Consider the following 18,118-nt stretch of genomic DNA (forward strand, 5'->3'; position numbering starts at 1 on the left):
CGGCTGCGGCAGCATCGTCCACGATGGAAGCCAAAGGCTCCCATCATGCCCGACGCTCTGATTAACTAATTTCTACTGTGCAGGTGTCCAACTTGCACTTGCAATTTTCGGTTGAATTTAAATCAGGTGTTGAAATAGATATTGAGATATAGGATATCAGAAATGGCGACCAAATGAGAGGTGTTACTTCCTTGATTGGTGGCTTTTCTTATTTACGGATTGACTTTGACTGTGAATATACGTATAATAATATCAACAATGTTGTTGATATTATTATTAATAAGGAGTGGACAACAGCCTGCGTCAAGTATTGTTCGCAAAAAGGGTTCCTGTAAAATAAGAAGTTAAGCTGCCGGTCGCAACAGCGCCTGAACAGATTGTTCACTGAGGTATGCCCTGGAGGCAGACCAATCTTCTGCATATTCCATAAGATATGTGGTGACCAGTCTGGTGTAGGCATCTGCACTGGGGAATATCCCTACGACACCAGTACGGCGGCGAATCTCCCGATTCAGCCGTTCTAGCACATTGGTGGAAGAAATCTTTCTTGCGTCCAACTGCGGGAAGGCATAAAACGCCAGTGAATCCTCTAATCCATCCTGCAGGCAACGAACAGCTTTGGGAAACCGGCGCTCGTACTGCCGGCAGATTTCCTCAGCCAGTTTGCGAGCCTGTTCCTGGGTGGGGGCCAGCCAGATGGTTTTGAGGCTCTGAGCAAAGATATCTTTGTCCTTGTGAGGAATATGTGCCAGAATATTTCGCATGAAATGTACCTTACACCGTTGCCAACTTGCTCCCGGGAAGCCTTTGCGGATCGCTGCAACAAGTCCGGCGTGTGCATCTGAAACCACCAATCTAGGTGTACAAAGTCCTCGTTCCTGCAATCCTCGGAAAAGTTGAAGATAGGATTCTTCCGACTCTTCCAACATGGGTTCTATTGCCAGAATGTCTCGCTGTCCGTGTTCATCTACACCACAGACCACCAGTATTGCCATACTTACAATTCTGCCGTCCATACGAACTTTTTCGTACAGAGCATCCACCCACAAAATGGGATAACTGCTTTGGGAAAGAGAGCGGCTACGGAAAGCATTTACCTGGTCGTTCAAGCCTTTTGTCATCTCACTGACCTGGCTGCGGGACAGGCTTTCAATCCCAAGGCTCTTGGCCAGTTTTTCCATCTTACGAGTGGATACGCCCTGTACAAATGCCTCCTGCACCACCTCAATCAGTGCCGCCTCACTGCGTTTGCGTTCCGTAACAAAGAACGGAATGTAGCCCCCATGCCGTACCTTCGGCACCATGAGATACATGGTCCCCATCCGGGTATCCAGTCTGCGAGGCCGGTAGCCACAGCGATATCCGCTGCGGCTTTCGGCACGCTCGCTTTTCTCCGCTCCCAGCTGCTGGCTTACTTCAGCTTCCATGAGCTGGCTGCACAGCCATTCCAGCATACTCAGCATGGGATCCGGCTGTGCCACGCATTGCAGTAGCAATTCGGTCAGATTTGTGGTATGATTCTTTTGAGCCATTAGGTTTTTCTCCTTTGTATTGTGATTGTCTGGACAACTTTCATTTTACAGGAGCCCTAATGGCTTGTCTATTTCTTATTTAATTTTGCGAACTCGATTATACGCTATCGGACAACATGATTGATGTAAATGAGCTATTGGAAGAAGCTATTAGAGAAACTGAAAATCTAAATGATGGCGAAGTTTTTCTTGTTAAAGATTTATTCAAGGGATATGATGATAATATATTTTTTCAAAAATACAGTCAAATGAGTCGCTCGCAGAAAGGACTGGCTGGTGCGGGAGAATGGGAGACTTTGAAAAAGATGCTACCTGATTTTAAGGGTAAGCGTGTGCTTGATTTAGGATGCGGCTATGGATGGCACTGTATATATGCGATGGAAAACGGTGCTTCCTCTGTAGTAGGTGTTGATATTTCTCATAAAATGCTCGAAGTAGCAAAAGGAAAAACCCATTTTCCACAGATTGAATATGAATGCTGTGCCATAGAAGATGTGGATTTCCCAGAGGAGAGCTTTGATGTAATACTAAGTTCGCTTGCGTTTCATTATGTAGCAGACTATGAGAATTTAATAAAAAAGATATATAGGATGCTGAAGGCTGGTGGCAATTTAGTTTTTACAGTTGAACATCCTGTTTTTACTGCTCATGGAACACAAGACTGGTATTATAACGAAAAAGGAGAAATACTGCATTTCCCGGTGGACAATTATTATTATGAGGGCAAACGGACAGCTATGTTTTTGGAAGAAAAGGTTACAAAATATCATAGAACACTGACCACATATCTAAATACACTGCTTTCAAATAGTTTTATAATAAATCAGATTGTGGAGCCACAGCCGCCAGAGAACATGATGGATATTCCGGGGATGGCGGATGAAATGCGACGCCCAATGATGCTGATTGTATCGGCAAAAAAGAAGATGTAATAATATAGAAAAAATAAACGAGGAGTATGTAAATGAGATCAGAAAAAGAAATGATGGATTTAGTACTTTCTTTAGCAGAACAGGATGAACGTATTCGAATTGTGACCCTTGAGGGGTCACGCGCAAATATTAATATACCTAAAGATGAATTTCAGGATTATGATATTACATATTTTGTAAGTGATATAGAACCGTTTATATCTAATGATGACTGGCTTAATCAATTTGGGAATATAATAATGATGCAAAAGCCGGAGGATATGGAATTATTCCCACCTGAAGAAAAGGGATTTTCCTATCTTATGCTATTTGATGATTACAATAAAATTGATCTTACCTTATTGCCCTTGGAAGAGTTAGATAATTACCTAAAGGGCGATAAATTAATAAAGGTTCTAATTGATAAAGATTGTAGAATTAAAAGGGACATAGTTCCGACTGATATAGATTATCATGTAAGAAAGCCAAGCGCAAGGGAGTATGATGATTGCTGCAATGAATTTTGGAATGTAACACCTTATGTTATTAAAGGATTGTGCCGTAAGGAAATTTTATTTGCTATTGATCATTTTAATCAGATTGTTCGCCATGAGCTGCTGAGAATGATATCATGGAAGGTCGGCATCGAAACAGGCTTTAAATTAAGTGTAGGCAAGAACTATAAGTTTATTGAAAGGTATATATCCGAGGATTTGTGGGAGAAACTTTTGTCCACCTACCGGATGGATTCCTATGAAAACATATGGGAAGCATTATTTCTATGCCATCAATTGTTCAGGGCGGTATCCGGTGAGGTGGCGGAAAGGCTTCATTATGCCTATCCGGAGTATGATAGGAATATAACAAAATATACCAGGGACATGTATAAAAAATACACTGGTAAAACCGGCTGCCTGGATAGCACATATGCCGCTGATATAGAAGAGAGGCGGGAACAGTGATTACAGAAATGAAAGCAGGGCACCTGAAAGATATCGATAAACCCAGCGAACCATTTGAGGTGATAGGTAAGATTATACCGAGGTATGAAAACGAGAATTGGACCTTTACAGAATTACTCTATGAAGCGCCATATTTAAAAAGCTACCAAGACGAAGAGGATGAAGAGGATGAGGAGGCAGATTGCCTTGAATATATTGACAATACTGATAAGATAATATATCTTTACTACCAAGACGATAAATGCGTCGGAAAAGTTAAACTGCGAAAAAATTGGAACCGGTACGCTTATATAGAAGATATCGCCGTATGTAAGGATTTCAGGGGGCAAGGCATAGGCAGCGCGCTTATCAATATATCTATAGAATGGGCAAAGCATAAAAACTTGCATGGACTAATGCTTGAAACCCAGGACAATAACCTTATAGCTTGTAAATTCTATCATAATTGTGGTTTCAAAATCGGCTCCGTCGATACTATGTTATACGCCAACTTTGAAAACAACTTTGAAAAAGCTGTTTTCTGGTATTTAAGGTTTTAGAATGCAAGGAACAGTGAATTGGAGTTCGTCTTGTTATAATTAGCTTCTTGGGGTATCTTTAAATACTGTAGAAAAGAGGAAGGAAATAATAAATGGCTAAAATGAGAATATCACCGGAATTGAAAAAACTGATCGAAAAATACCGCTGCGTAAAAGATACGGAAGGAATGTCTCCTGCTAAGGTATATAAGCTGGTGGGAGAAAATGAAAACCTATATTTAAAAATGACGGACAGCCGGTATAAAGGGACCACCTATGATGTGGAACGGGAAAAGGACATGATGCTATGGCTGGAAGGAAAGCTGCCTGTTCCAAAGGTCCTGCACTTTGAACGGCATGATGGCTGGAGCAATCTGCTCATGAGTGAGGCCGATGGCGTCCTTTGCTCGGAAGAGTATGAAGATGAACAAAGCCCTGAAAAGATTATCGAGCTGTATGCGGAGTGCATCAGGCTCTTTCACTCCATCGACATATCGGATTGTCCCTATACGAATAGCTTAGACAGCCGCTTAGCCGAATTGGATTACTTACTGAATAACGATCTGGCCGATGTGGATTGCGAAAACTGGGAAGAAGACACTCCATTTAAAGATCCGCGCGAGCTGTATGATTTTTTAAAGACGGAAAAGCCCGAAGAGGAACTTGTCTTTTCCCACGGCGACCTGGGAGACAGCAACATCTTTGTGAAAGATGGCAAAGTAAGTGGCTTTATTGATCTTGGGAGAAGCGGCAGGGCGGACAAGTGGTATGACATTGCCTTCTGCGTCCGGTCGATCAGGGAGGATATCGGGGAAGAACAGTATGTCGAGCTATTTTTTGACTTACTGGGGATCAAGCCTGATTGGGAGAAAATAAAATATTATATTTTACTGGATGAATTGTTTTAGTACCTAGATTTAGATGTCTAAAAAGCTTTAACTACAAGCTTTTTAGACATCTAATCTTTTCTGAAGTACATCCGCAACTGTCCATACTCTGATGTTTTATATCTTTTCTAAAAGTTCGCTAGATAGAGTTCTATATTAGAGATGTAAAGAGTTTTGGTGAAGAGGTTTGTGAGTATGGCTTTTATAACCAGGGTGCAATGAGAAGCACTAACAGCAGCTAGCTTAAGAACGCATAGGATATACTTTTTATGGAAGTCACAGAGGAGGAATAAAATTTGAACAGGATTAACAGAGTAACCTCTATTCTTATTCAGCTGCAATCAAAAAAAATAATTCCTGCCAAAGAAATTGCACAGCGATTTAATATAAGCTTAAGGACAGTTTACAGAGATATCCGGACACTTGAAGAAGCCGGAATACCAATTGGATCTGAGGCCGGAAAAGGATATTTTCTTGTAGAGGGCTTCCTACTTCCGCCGGTAATGTTTACAGCGGCGGAAGTGGGTGCATTGATTACAGCAGGGAAATTTTTAAATTGCCATGGAGATGAATCATTTATAAAGGATTTTGATTCAGCTATGTATAAAATCAAATCTATTTTGAAGCATGGTGAAAAAAACTATGCACAGGAGTTGGAGAACAGTATTAACGTGTACAGCACATCTGGACAGAAAAATACATTGGCGGATAACGTTATTGCAGCAATTCAGACTGCAATCTGCAATAAAAGGGTAATATCAATTCAATATCCTGCATCAGGAGGGCAAGAACCGGAAAGCAGAATGATAGAGCCTATATCACTGGGGTTTTATGAACAGAACTGGTACTTAATCGGTTTTGCAGGCTAAGAAATGAATATAGGAATTTTCGTGTGGATCGGATTAAAAGCATTTGCATAGAAGAAGAGCTCTGTCAAAGCCATGATGGCTCTTTGGAACAAATATTAAAACAAATGCTTTCATATAAAAAACTATATAATGTAATTCTTAGAGCTGAAAAAGGGGAGACATACAATTCTATCAAGAACAGGTATTCTCTCGGCTTCCTTGAAGAAACCGATTTGGGAAGTAAAATGGAAATCGAATTCCAGACAGATTCCTTTGAGATATTGAGCAAGCAGCTGATTGAATATGGATCAGGCATTGAAATAGTCCAACCTGATGAATTAAAATGCATAACCCGTAAACACCTGGCACAAATTACGAATCACTGCCTAAACTTGATTTAGAGAAAGCGATTGGTCTGTTATGTATTTTTTGTAAGGTTTCATATCCCCTGCTGACATACAGCTGTCAGTGTATTATGATATTCTACTATCAAAAAGGAGGATTGAAAAATATGAAACCAAAGATAATTATGCACACACAAATTAGCCTTGATGGCCGCATTAAAGGCTTTGATAATCCGGAAGTTTACTACCAGGTTGCCGGGGGAATTCATTCGGATGCGGTGCTGTTTGGGTCCAATACTGTTTTTACTGCATTTGAAAAATATCCTGCTGAAACAGAGGCTGATTTTGAGAAAATCATAACAAGCCCGGAGGACCCCAGACCAATAGGAGTCATACCTGACAGCAGAGGTATCTTGAGAAGTCTTCATTGCTTAAGAAATCTTGGATATCTGAAGGAAATTGTCATTCTGGTATCAACTGCCACTCCGAAGGAATATTTGAATTATTTGGAGGAAAGGCATTACCCATATATTGTGTCAGGAAATGATCATGTGGACTATGAAAAAGCCTTTCAGATCCTGCATGAGCAATATGGGTGTAAATACATGCGGACAGACAGTGGCGGTGGATTAACCAACAAATTATTAGAAAACGGACTTATTGATGAAATCAGTCTTGTGATATCACCATGTTTTGTAGGTAATAAAGAAAAACAACTATTTGATAACCTTCTGTTATCTGAAAAAGTTAATTTGGAATTGCAGGGAACAGAGAATGCAGAACATGGCTGTCTGTCATTGCGCTATGCTGTGAAAAATAAGGATTAGTGCAGCATACTTTAAAAAGTGTCTGTTGGGACAGTGTCCTAAAGGAAGCATAAGCTCATGGCTAGCGGCGGTGTTAAAGTAACGGCACTCGGCCCCAATATATAGTTGATATGCCCCTAAGCCTTTGAGGGCAAGGCGGTCAACCGCGCCTTTTCCGGTCCGCATACAGTCGTTCAATGAGGGTATCAAGCTCGGCAATGCGGCGGTGCTTCTCGGTGGTTCGTTTCTTCGCCGCCGTTTTCGGCTAATTCTAATTGATCCGAACTGTAAGGATAAGCAATTATCCGGGGCTAGTTAAGTATCTTAGAGAGGAAGATAAAGATAAGTAAACCAATTTTAAAGTTGTACCGAATAAAGCCTTCAAGAGGACAACATGCTTTTGAAGGCTTTATTGCTTACAATTACTTGGATTGTAACGCAAAAGCAGGCACCAAATCAATGAAAAATAGCCTATCCAGGCGACTGTTTCAGAAATATGGGCTTCCGCCAAGGGGATACCAGTGGGGTGCGACATCTTTTTTGCCCACTCAAGGCATAAGCTCTTAGGAAATATGTATAGCTGCTTTTAGATCGAAACCAATGGAGTAGACCGATTCTAGGCTGATAAATTATTTTGCAGTGAGATGTGCCAAGCTGAGGAATGCCCTCTATTAAGCGGGGGTGTCTCCCTCGTTCAGAGGACCAGGCAGCGGGGTAAAGTTCAGGACACATGCGTCAGCAACGCAGCCGTTCAGGGGGCAGGCGTTAACCGCGCAACCAGCGGCACCACAACCATCGACACCACATACATTGGCGGCGCAGGCCACGGCAACACAGGCATTAGCGGCACACCCTACATCGGCAATACAGCCTGCATCAGCAGCACAGCCGAGAGGAGTAGCGTTACCGTATCCATTTCCGATATATTCAGCACTCATTCTTTTCACTCCTACTCAAAATGATTCTCATTACAGAGAATCTGATGAACATACAGAAAGCAGCTATACATATTATTTCCAGCCACTGTATTACAGCAAATCCTCTGTAACTATAAAGGAATATTACGCTAAGCGATATAACGGTTAGCGATATATCCTTTTATAGAAGTATACAAAAAACATGGTAAAAAATCAATAGGTTACATATAATTATACCATTTTCAAAACTCAAAAATTGAATTGGAGTATGTTGAATGCTTGACACTGACATCTGCATCTGATATATTTATATTACAGTAACCGTAATAATATGGAGGCGATAGCTTGAGAGATAATGCTAAAGGCGGAGCACTGACTGAGGTGACTTTCTATATTCTTTTGGCATTATACGAGCCAAAACATGGATACGCAATTATGCAATTTATAGAAGATAGAACAAATGGACGATTGTTACTAGGTGCTGGCACATTGTATGGTGCACTGAATTCTCTATCTGAAAAGAAGTGGATTGAACCTTTTGGGGATGGCGAAGGGAGAAAAAAAGAATATAAGATAACTGAACTCGGCAAGAATGTTGCAGAGAAAGAGTTGTTGCGCCTTCAGGAATTGACCAGAATTGCCGGTGAGATTATTAGGAGGAAATAGTTATGAGTAAAAGATGCTACCGTTTTTTTGGGGGATTATTGCGGACTCAAACAAATTGGTTAAATAAAATGGCTTCGGAAGGATTCCGTTTGGTTCGCACGGGAAAACTGCTTTACGAGTTTGAATCGTGTGAACCTAATAAGTATGAGTACTGCCTGGAATTCATTGGCGAAAAATCTCAGCAAGGTGCAGAGGAGTATAAGAAGTTCCTTGAAGATATTGGATACCATGTCTTTTATAAGAATATTAATTTGAATTACTCTATCGGTAAAGTTAGGGTTCGCCCTTGGGCAGAAAAAGGTGGACGAATTGCAACAAATTCCACCACCTTCAATAAGGAATTGTTAATCGTAGAGAAGGTGAAGGATGGGAAGCCTTTCGAATTACATACTACAAATGAAGATCGTGCTCAATATATAAAGCAACTGAGAAATCCCTGGCTATCTTTCGGACTGATCTTCTTGGTATGCGGCTTTCTAATGAAATCTATCATTCTTGCAATTCTCGCAGTTGCTTCTCTGATTCCTGTTATTCTTTACCAGGTTGAAATTTCTAAACTTGAGAAAGACGCAATAACAAGGGAATAGAGGGAGTGAGCAGTAAAATGAGAAGAAAAGCAACAGTGGTAGGCCTGTGCGGTTTGGTGCTGTTTATTGTTGTTGCGTATGCGTTGGGCTTCAATACAACAAGATTAGCAACAAGAATTGGTTATACGGGCCATGAGTGGTTGGATAGTTGGTCCGGCAAATATATTTGCCTTGATGGATCTATGACTAAGACAATCCATACAAACTCCGATCAGGATGCTATACATGTGGAGGTCGTAACTGAGTCTGGAAATATTTCAATCACGATGACCGATAGTGAAGGCAATACTGTTTTCGAAGAGGATGATATAGAAACATCAGAGTTTAATGTTGATGTATCTGGATCTGTTAAAGTAAGAATTACTGCGGATAAGCATAGAGGTAGTTTTTCCGTTGCAAGCGAATAGTGTGCCAACCGGCTTGAAAAATATACATGCTGCCAATATTATTATGCTTTTGATTTTTTGTTTCCGGTGGCGACACTTGACAGGTCCTGCCGGATGATCCACTCGATGATACCTAAAGCACCCCCCGCTCCATGTTCAGGTGGGTAACGGCAAAGGATACATTAGATTTTAATGGAAAGGGGAGGATTCCATTGTGCTAATATTTAATGAGCCAGCTTTTTTAAGGAACATATGGCCCAAGTTATAAAAACAGTTATAGCAATATGTTTGAGAATATCTGTCGATGCGACTGCAAAAAAGGAGGTAAGACAAATGAAAAGATTTATAGCTTTGATCCTCTCGGCAATTATGATGTTTTCTCTATCGAGCCAAGCATTTGCGGCATCTATTGAGCCAGAAGACGTTACAACGGTCGTGTTAACAGACGAGTTGGGCATACAGACTGGGGAAGGAATGAGTGAAGCTGAGGTTAGGGATGTAGCAAATAAAACATTTGATTACCTAACACCGGAGCAGCAGGAAGTATACATTTATCTAATCGAATCGCTTGCTATAAGCGGAGACTATTCTCTTGTTGAGTTCCATCAAAGATATGTTGATCCAAACTATCGTTTTGAGCCAAGTGCTTCAAGCAGAAGCGCTATTGTGAATGATGAAGTGGTCCTCTATAATGCAGCAAGTATAGCAGGACAATTACAAGCATTGAACCTGCCAGAAGTTGTTTACAATGGCTTTATGGCACTGGCTGCTGCTTTAGCAATGCCTGTTGGGAATGTTGTAGATATAGTAATTGGACTTGGCCTTGGAGTTATCATCGTAGCTAACTGGGATGCGATTAGTAGTAAGTGGAATGATATTGTAGATATTTTCGTTAATGCGTTTGGTTCTACTGTTATGGAGGCTTTCTACTATTTACAGGGACTGGTTGGCATTTATACGGTCACGGTGTCGGGAAAGACTATTACGGTAAATAATGACAAATATAACTGTACGACAAAAGCAGATGTTGCTGTGGCTGATATGAAAAATAATGGGCATCAGTATTATCCAGCAGTGCTAAGTGGTAGCTATGTATGGGTAGCACCTGTTGATATTTCAAGAAAAGTAGCTTTGGCAATTATGAAGATAAATAGCAGCAGTGCAGGAATTTTTACAGTGACATCAAATCTTGCAAGGAACTTGTGCGAAAGTTTAGGTGGAGCAAAGGGACCCGAGATTCATGGCAGTGGATCGAAATATTGGTGGCATTATCATGGGCGTAGCTACATGAATGCTCATTGTTGGTATGTGGCGTGAGAGTCTGGTGGTCGTATGTTGTCATTAACTGCAAATTTGTCTGGAAAAGAATATGAACAACTGATTTCTATTTGCTTTAAGTTTGCGGATCTTTTTTCATTGACGAAAAATGGGTGGATAACACCAAAAGAGGAAAAAGAGTCTACGGACTTAATGCAACGCCTTTTGCCGTATCATATTGAAACGCGTCATACAGATAGATGGTTTTGCTATCGAGTTCCAGATGAACAAAAGATAGAAACTTATCTTTTTCGGGCTACACCTGAATCCCAAAAAATCTTGTTAACATCATATAATTGCATGTTTAATGATGGGGTTATTTGGAGAGTTCCGGAGGATCTATGTTTTTTTAAAGAAGGAAAATTGGTTCTTGGAAGTGTATCGCATGAAAATATATGTTATGTGTATGACGAAGAATTAGGAAAGAAACTACAGGGATGCGGAAAATGGGAAGATATTCCTGAAGAGGAGAATGAACGAATTTATCTATGAGTAGGAGCTGCCTCTCGGAGTAACAGAAAACAATAAAAAAGCCCCCGCTCCAGCATGTGCACAATCGAGTGCCGCTGGAGCGGGGGCTTTGTATTATGCGATTACAAATTCTGCGGGTGATCCGCATGATGATACCCGCAGCAATGTTGAATTCATACAAATGGGTGACGGCAGAAAAAAGAGTGATGAGTTGGATTGCATTCATGTGGTAAATCCTTTTTTGCGCGGTGGATTCGGTATTTAGGTTTTGGCAGGTTTCTAAGGAGGGCATTAGCCACCGGGCGTAAATCAGATCCAAGCAAATACTAAAACTTGATGAACAAATCTGTACAGTGAGAATAAGCCCATGATATAATCATAACAGAATTTCAGAAGAGCTTATTTGATCAGGAGGGGAGAGAATGCTATGTATCTTTTTGGGCGTTTTGACCGAGGAACAGAGAAACTTGGTTGAACAGATATTTCAAACACACCATGTCAAATTTATAAATATTTCCTGCAAAATAGTGAAAACTGAGCCTTTGGCAAATGATGCAGTGGCGACAGCATATTTGAAAATAATGGACAATATTGAAAGAATATCAGAATTGCCCTGTCCCCAAATGACTGCCTTTTGCGTTACAATAGTGAAAAATGCATCAATTGATATTTTGCGCCAATCAAAAAAACATGTTTATGTGGACTCGATAGATGCTTTTGCTGAAAAGTCATCAGATAATTTTGAAGATGCATTCATCCAAAAGCAAAATATACAAAGATTAGTAGAATTGGTCCATTTACTTGCTGACGAAGAACGGTATCTTATTCATATGAGATACGTACAGAATATGAATTATGCCGAGATAGGTGCGATGCTTGGGATTTCAGAGGAATCGGCCAAAAAGCGAGGACAGCGAGTTGTAAAAAAGCTAAAAAGACTGTTTGAAAGGGGGGAATAACAGTGAATGATAGTTTTAATGACTTGTTGAAAATTGCAGCAAATCTTGAGTTTGAAAAGGAATGTTCCCAGGCTGTAGAAGTAGATAGCATGCAACATAATGAAGTGAATTTAAGTCGTGAACAGCTGCAAATTCTAAGCGAAAAGATATTGCTCCTTCCTAGAGAGGGGATATTGATACTGTTCTGCAAATATTGCTTTCATTTTACACCAGAAGAGGCGGAACTGTTCTACCACATAAAGGATGGAAAAGCACTCCTTTTATACTATAAGAAATGGTTGTCTTATATTATAGGAATTGATAATAAAGAGATGATCTCAGAATCCAATTTCAAAGATGCCAGTGTAATGGCAATGAAAAAGTATTTGGATCATGAACTTTATGAAGCTACTCCACCTTTAATTCTGAAAAAAAGCATCAAAAAACGAGTGCTGCGAAAGATTGCAGTAGCTGCCGTTATTGCTGCTGTAACTTTTTCTACGGCTTTAGTTGCAAATGCTGAATTTAGAGAACGTGTTGTTTCTTGGTTTATTGAAACTTTTGAAAAGTATACCATCTTTGAATTAAAGAGTAGTGATGGGTTGCAGATCCAAGAGTTACAAGATTTTTCACCACAATATCTTCCTGATAAGTTCGAATTGCTTGATACGATTGAGCAACCTAGCTTGATTTTATATGAATATGAGCGTGGTGACGACGAGTTTTTGAATGTTTTGATTAGTCTGTCGGATACCAAAGTTTATGTTGATACAGAAGGAAGCCTATTGGAAACCGTACAAATAGAAGGTGTTTCTGGATACTACTTCAAGAAAGACGGAAATAATTACGTTATATTTGAAAAAAACGGCTACTATTTCTCGGTCTATGGAACCATTGACAAGAGTGAACTAATCAGGGTTGCTGAAAATATAAAATGAAATAGATGTCCCCTTTTGTCTCCCTGTGCGTTATATGAGTAAAGACTCATAAACGCACAGGGAGTTTTCTTATACAGAAAAAAGTTTTTGACGGAAAAAGATTGTCCCTTTTTGCTTCTCTGTACGTTATATGGGTAAATAGCCAAAGAGGAGGGTTTCTTTTGAATAGAAGTAAGAAAAAAACGGTTGTACTAGCACTAACGGCGATTACGCTTATGAGTGCATTGACTTTCCCGGCATCGGCCATGGGAGCTGTTCCACAGCCCCTCGATCAAAGTGCTCAAAATGCCACTATTGATTCTCGCTGGACGAGTACGACGCTTGTTGTTCCATCTATCAAAAACTCAGGAAAGAATATTTCTGTGTCGCTCTTAATCAAGCCCAAACAAAGTAAAGAAAAAACGAAGGGAACTCTATATTTGGAGCAGTATGATGGATCAGGATGGAAGGAAGTAAAGTCTTGGCCGATTAGCGAAAGTGGGACGGTCAATGTCACAAAAACTTACACTGTAAAGGATAAAGCCAGATATCGTGCAAGAGTTGCGGTTACTACAGGCGCAGATGATATTTCGGCTACTTCTACAGAAGTGGATCTTTCATAGAGACGGAACATTTCAAATTTATGGAAGGTGTGATCCCAATGGTGTAAGATATCTATCATGACAGTTTGGCCGATACGTATTTTGGAAAGGATGGGATGCTTTAATTTGTGAAAAAAGAAGATAGAGAGAAGCTATATATTGTCGTTGCCTGCTTTGGGGGCGGAGTCATTCTTGTACTGCTGATGCCGCTGTTTTTTCGCCTCCTTTTAGCACTATGACACAATGAGATATTTTATTTTCGTTACAAGGAGGAATAGATGTGAAAAAATTTGGAGCTTTTATGTTGGCTTTGATTCTGGCCATGAGTTTATCTGTTTCTGCTTTTGCTGCAGATAATAACGATTCTCCCAGCGATATTCCGCAAAACGCTACCGTTACCACCTTTGTTGGAGATGATGGCCTGGTTTATGAGTACATTCAGTATGCTGAGCCCGTCTCCTACGCATATGACGGAACAACCCATACTTTATTGGGTGTTCTCCGTCGCCAAGAAAACAAATCTGCAATTATGACCAGAGACTATCGTGAATGGAAAGAGTGGAAGGTCATCGACAATGGTATCGAGCAGTCTTGGGTATTCATGTCAAAACCTTATTTTGTAAAGAGTATTGCCCGCGGTGAAACTTACCAAAAGTCGGTTGAAAAGGCGGTTTCGATTTCTCCAAAAGCGGGAATCAGTATTCCTGCAGGTTGCCAACCGACAGTAAACAAAGCACTCAAGGGTGAATTTTCACTTAGTCTGACCGGAAGTTACAAAAAGACTATCACCATCACCCTCAGCGGTCCGGATGATGATAGCTCCAATAATACCAGAACTTTTTATTATAAGCTCGGTTATCATAAACATAACTTAACTATCATTGAAACATTGCGTTCCAATTGGGATGGAGTGATTAAAGAAACTACACACAAAAATTGTTATGGATACGAACCTGCTGTGAAGTCGTATTCGGAGGATAGCAAGGCATGAACAAATTGATGGCGATTTTGCCGATTTTCTTTATTTTTATTGCAAGCATATCCTTTATCTTGATTGTCGGGTGTTGGGCTGCAAACTATGTTCCAGAGGCCTTTTTTTATAAGACTATTCCTTTCGCTATTATTTGTGCCGGAGCACTGATCGCTTTGGCAATTTTGGGTAGACAGACTGCAGACAAATTCCGTAACAAGTAGACTAAGGCCATCCTTAACGGAACATACGTTGATAGGTGTTACACTGCGGACATTCTATGTTTCCCTAAACTGGACTGGAATAGTACCGGTAAAGTCATCGAAAAGAAATGGAAATTGTATGAGGCCCATTAAAGTAATAGGCGGAATCGTATTGATTTTTATTGTTTTAAGTATCGCAATTTTAGCGCTAGCGCCTAAGTAACATATCAATGCTTTAAAATTACAGATTTTTATGTTTTTGCCTAAGAGTAAAAATTAAGAGGTATGTATATGAAAAAGTTTTTAGCCTTTTTCCTTGCTTTGATCATGGTATGTTCTTTGTGCATATCTGCAATGGCAGCAGATGCTGAAGCGGAATATCAGGATGAAGGTGAGAATTTAGCAACTGCACAAGAGATTTATAAACAAGCAGAAATCTTCGCACAAGCCAAAGGACTACAATTACTCCCTGAAGAAGTTGTCTTTGCTTCTTCCGCGAATAACAGTGAAACAATTCCCCCTGCATCGGCTCCATCGAAAGTCGCTAAACCTTCCTCTTCCATTACAGTAACGGAGGGGAAAGGCTCAACTCAAACACTCACCGCCAATGGCGAAAAATGGTTCACCTTCAAAACAACATCTGGTGGTGCGTACAATATTTATACGACTGGCTCAACAAACACTTATGGCGAGTTGTATAAGAGTGGATTGCTTGGCCTGAGCTTAGTGACCAAAACAGGTACCGGTGGGAGTAACAATAACTTCCAAATCAAGGTGGATTTGAACAATAATACAACCTATTATGTTAAAGTAAAAGGCGGCACGTCTTCTTCAAGTGGAAGTTTTAGATTCTATTTTGTTGGTAACCGTGATTCTAAGACTTCTTCGAACGGCGGCGAGTGGAGATGGTCAAAAATGGATGTAGACCCAGACGGCGCGTTCTTTAATATTGACCAAATCACCTACTTGACTCCAACGCAGGCTACAGGGTATTATAATGTGGTCTCGACCGACAGTATTCGAAAAGTTCGTGACGCAGTTATCAATCTTACTACCACTAAAGCTATTGAGTGGATTATGAAGTATTATGGTGTCAATGCTGATGTGGCAAAATGGATTCTTGATATTTTGGCTGTTGGATCTGCGGTTGTTCCCCAAATCCCCTCATTAACCTCTGTAGAACTTGATTCTATTGCTAAAGCCGCAGCCCGAGATGCAAGTACAGGTATGTGTACCAAAGGCTTGATTGTATATAGCGTTACAACATATACCAGCACAGGAAGCGGTGGAATGATACCGGTTACCATGAATACATATGAACGCTGGAATGGTACTACAATGTATGGCCAAAAATATTATAGAGGTACATTTTCGCTTCCTGCCAATCCGAAACCTCTGTGGCGTTAACCAATTTTGCGGCGTAAGGGGATGCAACAATGAGAAAGTTCATACGAAATGTAATTATTACGCTTGCCATCCTTGGTTTAATATGTGCTGCATTTTATAAGATTGGATGGCTGACAAGCTGGCGCGAGGTGATAAGTTTATATATCATCGCCTTTATAGTGATTGTTGCTAATAAAGCAATCGATATCGCTGTTTCGAAAATCCAGTCGCGCAAAAAAGACAGATAAGCAGTTCATACCTTTACGCTATTAAATGTCTGCTTCGCTGTTCAGAGTAGCAGCAAACAATAAAAGCCCCCGCTTCAGCAAGGCACAAGAGAGTGCCGCTGGAGCGGGGGCTTAATACTATGTTATTACAGGTTCTGCCGGATGATCCGCGTGATGATGCCCACGGCTACGCCACGCTCCATGTCCAGGCGGGTGACGGCAAAGGACACATCATCCTTTTTCCCGGGCATCCGGTAGTCATAGCAGGAGTGGGCCACCGCATTGACGCCGTTGGAAAGTCTGACATAGACGACGCCCTTGTGGACATCGGTGACCTTGCCGGCGTACTTGCCCTGGATGCGGCACTTCTGCAGGTTGTCCCGGTCGGTGTTTTCCGAAGTGCTCTTGATGTCAGCCCGGATGCTCAGGTCTTCCGGACTCTCGCGCCGCACGCTGAGGATGCGGACCAGCACCTCATCGCCCACAGCAAAACGCTCATGGGCGTCGCCGATCCAGTCCCAGGCCAGATCCCGGGCCAGGATGGAGCACTCGACGCCGAACACTTCCACGCGGATGACTTTCTCAGCCACGGCGATCACACGGGCCTGCACAATGCGGCCTTCGTAGACACGGTACATGCCGTCAGCATCCAAATCGAAGTAGAAGATCTGGCGTTTACGCATCATCGCCTCCCGGCGGCTGGCGACCACGCTGCGGGTCTTGGAGTCAATGCCCCGCACCACAAAGTCGATGTCGGCGCCCAGCATGTTGCCCAGGATCTTGTTCTGGCGCAGCATCAGGTCGGCGTAGTCCTGGCCAGAAGGGCTACGGCCCAGGTTGATCATCATTTCCTTGATGGGAATGATGATGCGGAAACCCTTGTAGTCCACCACGGCCACCGTCTTACGGTTGTCCAGCTGCTCGATGCCGCCCAGCTGGCCCGTCAGAATACGGCGGGTGCGGTAGGCGTTGTGGATCTCATGCCAGATGACATCCTCACGGTCTTCCGCCGTCTCGACATCCTCACGGCTGCGGATGGTCAGGATAGAGGGCTCGCGGCGCGTCTGCACATTCCACCGGCGAGCGGGCGCCCGGGGAGTGGTGGCTTCGGGTGCCTGCTCATCCACCGGAGCGGGATCATCTTCCAAAACGGATTCACCCTCCGCAGTAGTATCCTCGGCCGGGGCCTCATCCATCGGGAGCGGCTCAGCGTCTGCCTGCGGAACAGGGGCCTCCGCCTCAGCAGCGGTATCCGATACCTTCTTCTTGCGGGAAGTGCGCTTGGGCTTTGCGGCAGGCGGTTCTTCGACGGCCTGGGGAGTCGGCTCAGAAGCAGCGGTATCGTCACCTACTCTGTCTTCCTCTGCGGGGAGCTCTCCGTCGCCGTCAGCCGTTGCCTCATCGTCCTGCTCGAAGTCTGTGTTCTCGTCAGAAGGAGCCTCGGCGGCGTCCTCGTCGCTGCTCACAGCATCATCGCCGAACATTTCGGCTTCCGTAAGCTCCGGCAAATCACCGGTGGTATCATCGGAAGGGGGCGCGCTGTCGGGCTGATCCATAGCGGCCAACAGAGAGTTCAGGTCCTCGCCGTCAACCGGGGCAGTATCAGGAGCAGTCGTATCCTCGGAGGGAGCGGGGGAATCCTCCAATGCGGTGGTCTCAGGAACAGGGGCCTCCTGTTCCAGAAGTTCCTTTTTCTTGGTTGCCATATAAGTAAACCTCCTTA

21 protein-coding genes and 2 pseudogenes are annotated in these 18,118 nt (G+C 42.3%); 20 read left to right on the forward strand and 3 right to left on the reverse strand.

The genetic code is table 11. From position 1 onward, the window contains the following. Window positions 1-344: 344 nt before the first annotated feature. A complete protein-coding gene (locus J9789_RS15325; RefSeq protein ID WP_209346561.1) occupies window positions 345-1,532 on the reverse strand; it encodes an IS256 family transposase in 1,188 nt (395 codons plus the stop codon). 248 nt (window positions 1,533-1,780) lie between these two features. Here J9789_RS15325 and J9789_RS15330 point away from each other — a divergent pair, with 248 nt between their 5' ends. The 7 genes and pseudogenes from J9789_RS15330 (at window position 1,781) to J9789_RS15360 (ending at window position 6,829) form a co-directional block, all read left to right on the forward strand. Beyond that, complete coding sequence (locus tag J9789_RS15330) at window positions 1,781-2,464, forward strand: class I SAM-dependent methyltransferase (protein WP_012775604.1); 684 nt, start codon at window positions 1,781-1,783, stop codon at window positions 2,462-2,464. Between the two features lie 32 nt (window positions 2,465-2,496). Next, a complete protein-coding gene (locus J9789_RS15335) occupies window positions 2,497-3,405 on the forward strand; it encodes an aminoglycoside nucleotidyltransferase ANT(6)-Ia (RefSeq protein WP_001255866.1) in 909 nt (302 codons plus the stop codon). Further along, a complete protein-coding gene (gene sat4, locus J9789_RS15340) occupies window positions 3,402-3,944 on the forward strand; it encodes a streptothricin N-acetyltransferase Sat4 (protein ID WP_000627290.1) in 543 nt (180 codons plus the stop codon). Before J9789_RS15335 ends, sat4 begins: the two co-directional genes overlap by 4 nt. Before the next feature lie 92 nt (window positions 3,945-4,036). Then, window positions 4,037-4,831, forward strand: a complete 795-nt coding sequence (aph(3')-IIIa, locus tag J9789_RS15345) for an aminoglycoside O-phosphotransferase APH(3')-IIIa (RefSeq protein ID WP_001096887.1) — start codon at window positions 4,037-4,039, stop codon at window positions 4,829-4,831. Window positions 4,832-5,106: 275 nt separating this feature from the next. Beyond that, window positions 5,107-5,238 (forward strand): annotated as a pseudogene (locus J9789_RS17185) (HTH domain-containing protein); the annotation flags it as partial. A 75-nt stretch (window positions 5,239-5,313) separates the two neighbouring features. Beyond that, a pseudogene (locus J9789_RS17190) lies at window positions 5,314-6,059 on the forward strand (WYL domain-containing protein). 110 nt (window positions 6,060-6,169) lie between these two features. Then, complete coding sequence (locus J9789_RS15360) at window positions 6,170-6,829, forward strand: RibD family protein (RefSeq protein WP_000802831.1); 660 nt, start codon at window positions 6,170-6,172, stop codon at window positions 6,827-6,829. A 650-nt stretch (window positions 6,830-7,479) separates the two neighbouring features. On the opposite strand, the gene J9789_RS15365 is transcribed toward J9789_RS15360, so the two are convergent. Continuing rightward, the gene (locus J9789_RS15365) at window positions 7,480-7,746 is read right to left on the reverse strand and encodes a Cys-every-fifth RiPP peptide CefA (protein WP_209346562.1); all 267 of its coding nucleotides are present in this window, start codon (window positions 7,744-7,746) and stop codon (window positions 7,480-7,482) included. Between the two features lie 324 nt (window positions 7,747-8,070). On the opposite strand from J9789_RS15365, the gene J9789_RS15370 reads away from it, so the two are divergent. From J9789_RS15370 to J9789_RS15430, 13 genes are all read left to right on the forward strand, one after another. Further along, entirely contained in the window at window positions 8,071-8,391 is a 321-nt protein-coding gene (locus J9789_RS15370) for a helix-turn-helix transcriptional regulator (RefSeq protein ID WP_209346563.1), read from the forward strand. 2 nt (window positions 8,392-8,393) lie between these two features. Continuing rightward, the gene (locus J9789_RS15375) at window positions 8,394-8,978 is read left to right on the forward strand and encodes a DUF2812 domain-containing protein (protein WP_209346564.1); all 585 of its coding nucleotides are present in this window, start codon (window positions 8,394-8,396) and stop codon (window positions 8,976-8,978) included. 17 nt (window positions 8,979-8,995) lie between these two features. Further along, window positions 8,996-9,385: a hypothetical protein gene (locus J9789_RS15380; protein WP_209346565.1), complete on the forward strand. Its 390-nt coding sequence runs from the start codon at window positions 8,996-8,998 to the stop codon at window positions 9,383-9,385. A gap of 312 nt (window positions 9,386-9,697) precedes the next feature. After that, complete coding sequence (locus tag J9789_RS15385; protein WP_209346566.1) at window positions 9,698-10,681, forward strand: hypothetical protein; 984 nt, start codon at window positions 9,698-9,700, stop codon at window positions 10,679-10,681. 15 nt (window positions 10,682-10,696) lie between these two features. Beyond that, entirely contained in the window at window positions 10,697-11,173 is a 477-nt protein-coding gene (locus tag J9789_RS15390; protein ID WP_209346567.1) for a hypothetical protein, read from the forward strand. 88 nt (window positions 11,174-11,261) lie between these two features. After that, entirely contained in the window at window positions 11,262-11,417 is a 156-nt protein-coding gene (locus J9789_RS15395; RefSeq protein WP_209346568.1) for a hypothetical protein, read from the forward strand. A 157-nt stretch (window positions 11,418-11,574) separates the two neighbouring features. Further along, window positions 11,575-12,111, forward strand: coding sequence for a sigma-70 family RNA polymerase sigma factor (locus J9789_RS15400; protein WP_209346569.1), 537 nt, complete (start codon window positions 11,575-11,577; stop codon window positions 12,109-12,111). A gap of 2 nt (window positions 12,112-12,113) precedes the next feature. Next, complete coding sequence (locus J9789_RS17445; RefSeq protein ID WP_209346570.1) at window positions 12,114-13,028, forward strand: DUF4367 domain-containing protein; 915 nt, start codon at window positions 12,114-12,116, stop codon at window positions 13,026-13,028. Window positions 13,029-13,189: 161 nt separating this feature from the next. Next, window positions 13,190-13,630, forward strand: a complete 441-nt coding sequence (locus tag J9789_RS15410) for a cell agglutination protein Mam3 (RefSeq protein ID WP_245185325.1) — start codon at window positions 13,190-13,192, stop codon at window positions 13,628-13,630. A gap of 259 nt (window positions 13,631-13,889) precedes the next feature. Beyond that, on the forward strand, window positions 13,890-14,600 hold the full coding sequence (locus J9789_RS15415) for a hypothetical protein (RefSeq protein WP_209346571.1): 711 nt from the start codon (window positions 13,890-13,892) through the stop codon (window positions 14,598-14,600). Next, entirely contained in the window at window positions 14,597-14,803 is a 207-nt protein-coding gene (locus J9789_RS15420; RefSeq protein ID WP_209346572.1) for a hypothetical protein, read from the forward strand. The genes J9789_RS15415 and J9789_RS15420 overlap by 4 nt, the downstream gene beginning before the upstream one ends. 270 nt (window positions 14,804-15,073) lie before the next feature. Continuing rightward, a complete protein-coding gene (locus tag J9789_RS15425) occupies window positions 15,074-16,189 on the forward strand; it encodes a hypothetical protein (RefSeq protein ID WP_209346573.1) in 1,116 nt (371 codons plus the stop codon). A gap of 29 nt (window positions 16,190-16,218) precedes the next feature. After that, the gene (locus J9789_RS15430) at window positions 16,219-16,416 is read left to right on the forward strand and encodes a hypothetical protein (RefSeq protein WP_209346574.1); all 198 of its coding nucleotides are present in this window, start codon (window positions 16,219-16,221) and stop codon (window positions 16,414-16,416) included. Between the two features lie 125 nt (window positions 16,417-16,541). Here the strand turns inward: J9789_RS15430 and J9789_RS15435 are convergent, their stop codons facing one another. Further along, window positions 16,542-18,101 (reverse strand): S1 RNA-binding domain-containing protein, encoded by a 1,560-nt coding sequence (locus tag J9789_RS15435; protein WP_209346575.1) that lies wholly within the window; start codon window positions 18,099-18,101, stop codon window positions 16,542-16,544. Window positions 18,102-18,118 lie beyond the last annotated feature (17 nt).

Origin of the sequence: Flavonifractor sp. AGMB03687, from assembly GCF_017811815.1 — a bacterium.
Classification (GTDB): domain Bacteria; phylum Bacillota; class Clostridia; order Oscillospirales; family Oscillospiraceae; genus Flavonifractor.

Excerpts from the sequence above, each read along its gene's own strand:
- J9789_RS15325 (WP_209346561.1), bottom strand. The coding sequence starts at position 1,532 with ATGGCTCAAAAGAATCATACCACAAATCTGACCGAATTGCTACTGCAA.
- J9789_RS15330 (WP_012775604.1), top strand. The coding sequence starts at position 1,781 with ATGAGTCGCTCGCAGAAAGGACTGGCTGGTGCGGGAGAATGGGAGACT.
- J9789_RS15335 (WP_001255866.1), top strand. The coding sequence starts at position 2,497 with ATGAGATCAGAAAAAGAAATGATGGATTTAGTACTTTCTTTAGCAGAA.
- J9789_RS15360 (WP_000802831.1), top strand. The coding sequence starts at position 6,170 with ATGAAACCAAAGATAATTATGCACACACAAATTAGCCTTGATGGCCGC.
- J9789_RS15365 (WP_209346562.1), bottom strand. The coding sequence starts at position 7,746 with ATGAGTGCTGAATATATCGGAAATGGATACGGTAACGCTACTCCTCTC.
- J9789_RS15375 (WP_209346564.1), top strand. The coding sequence starts at position 8,394 with ATGAGTAAAAGATGCTACCGTTTTTTTGGGGGATTATTGCGGACTCAA.
- J9789_RS15380 (WP_209346565.1), top strand. The coding sequence starts at position 8,996 with ATGAGAAGAAAAGCAACAGTGGTAGGCCTGTGCGGTTTGGTGCTGTTT.
- J9789_RS15385 (WP_209346566.1), top strand. The coding sequence starts at position 9,698 with ATGAAAAGATTTATAGCTTTGATCCTCTCGGCAATTATGATGTTTTCT.
- J9789_RS15390 (WP_209346567.1), top strand. The coding sequence starts at position 10,697 with ATGTTGTCATTAACTGCAAATTTGTCTGGAAAAGAATATGAACAACTG.
- J9789_RS15400 (WP_209346569.1), top strand. The coding sequence starts at position 11,575 with ATGCTATGTATCTTTTTGGGCGTTTTGACCGAGGAACAGAGAAACTTG.
- J9789_RS15420 (WP_209346572.1), top strand. The coding sequence starts at position 14,597 with ATGAACAAATTGATGGCGATTTTGCCGATTTTCTTTATTTTTATTGCA.
- J9789_RS15425 (WP_209346573.1), top strand. The coding sequence starts at position 15,074 with ATGAAAAAGTTTTTAGCCTTTTTCCTTGCTTTGATCATGGTATGTTCT.
- J9789_RS15430 (WP_209346574.1), top strand. The coding sequence starts at position 16,219 with ATGAGAAAGTTCATACGAAATGTAATTATTACGCTTGCCATCCTTGGT.
- J9789_RS15435 (WP_209346575.1), bottom strand. The coding sequence starts at position 18,101 with ATGGCAACCAAGAAAAAGGAACTTCTGGAACAGGAGGCCCCTGTTCCT.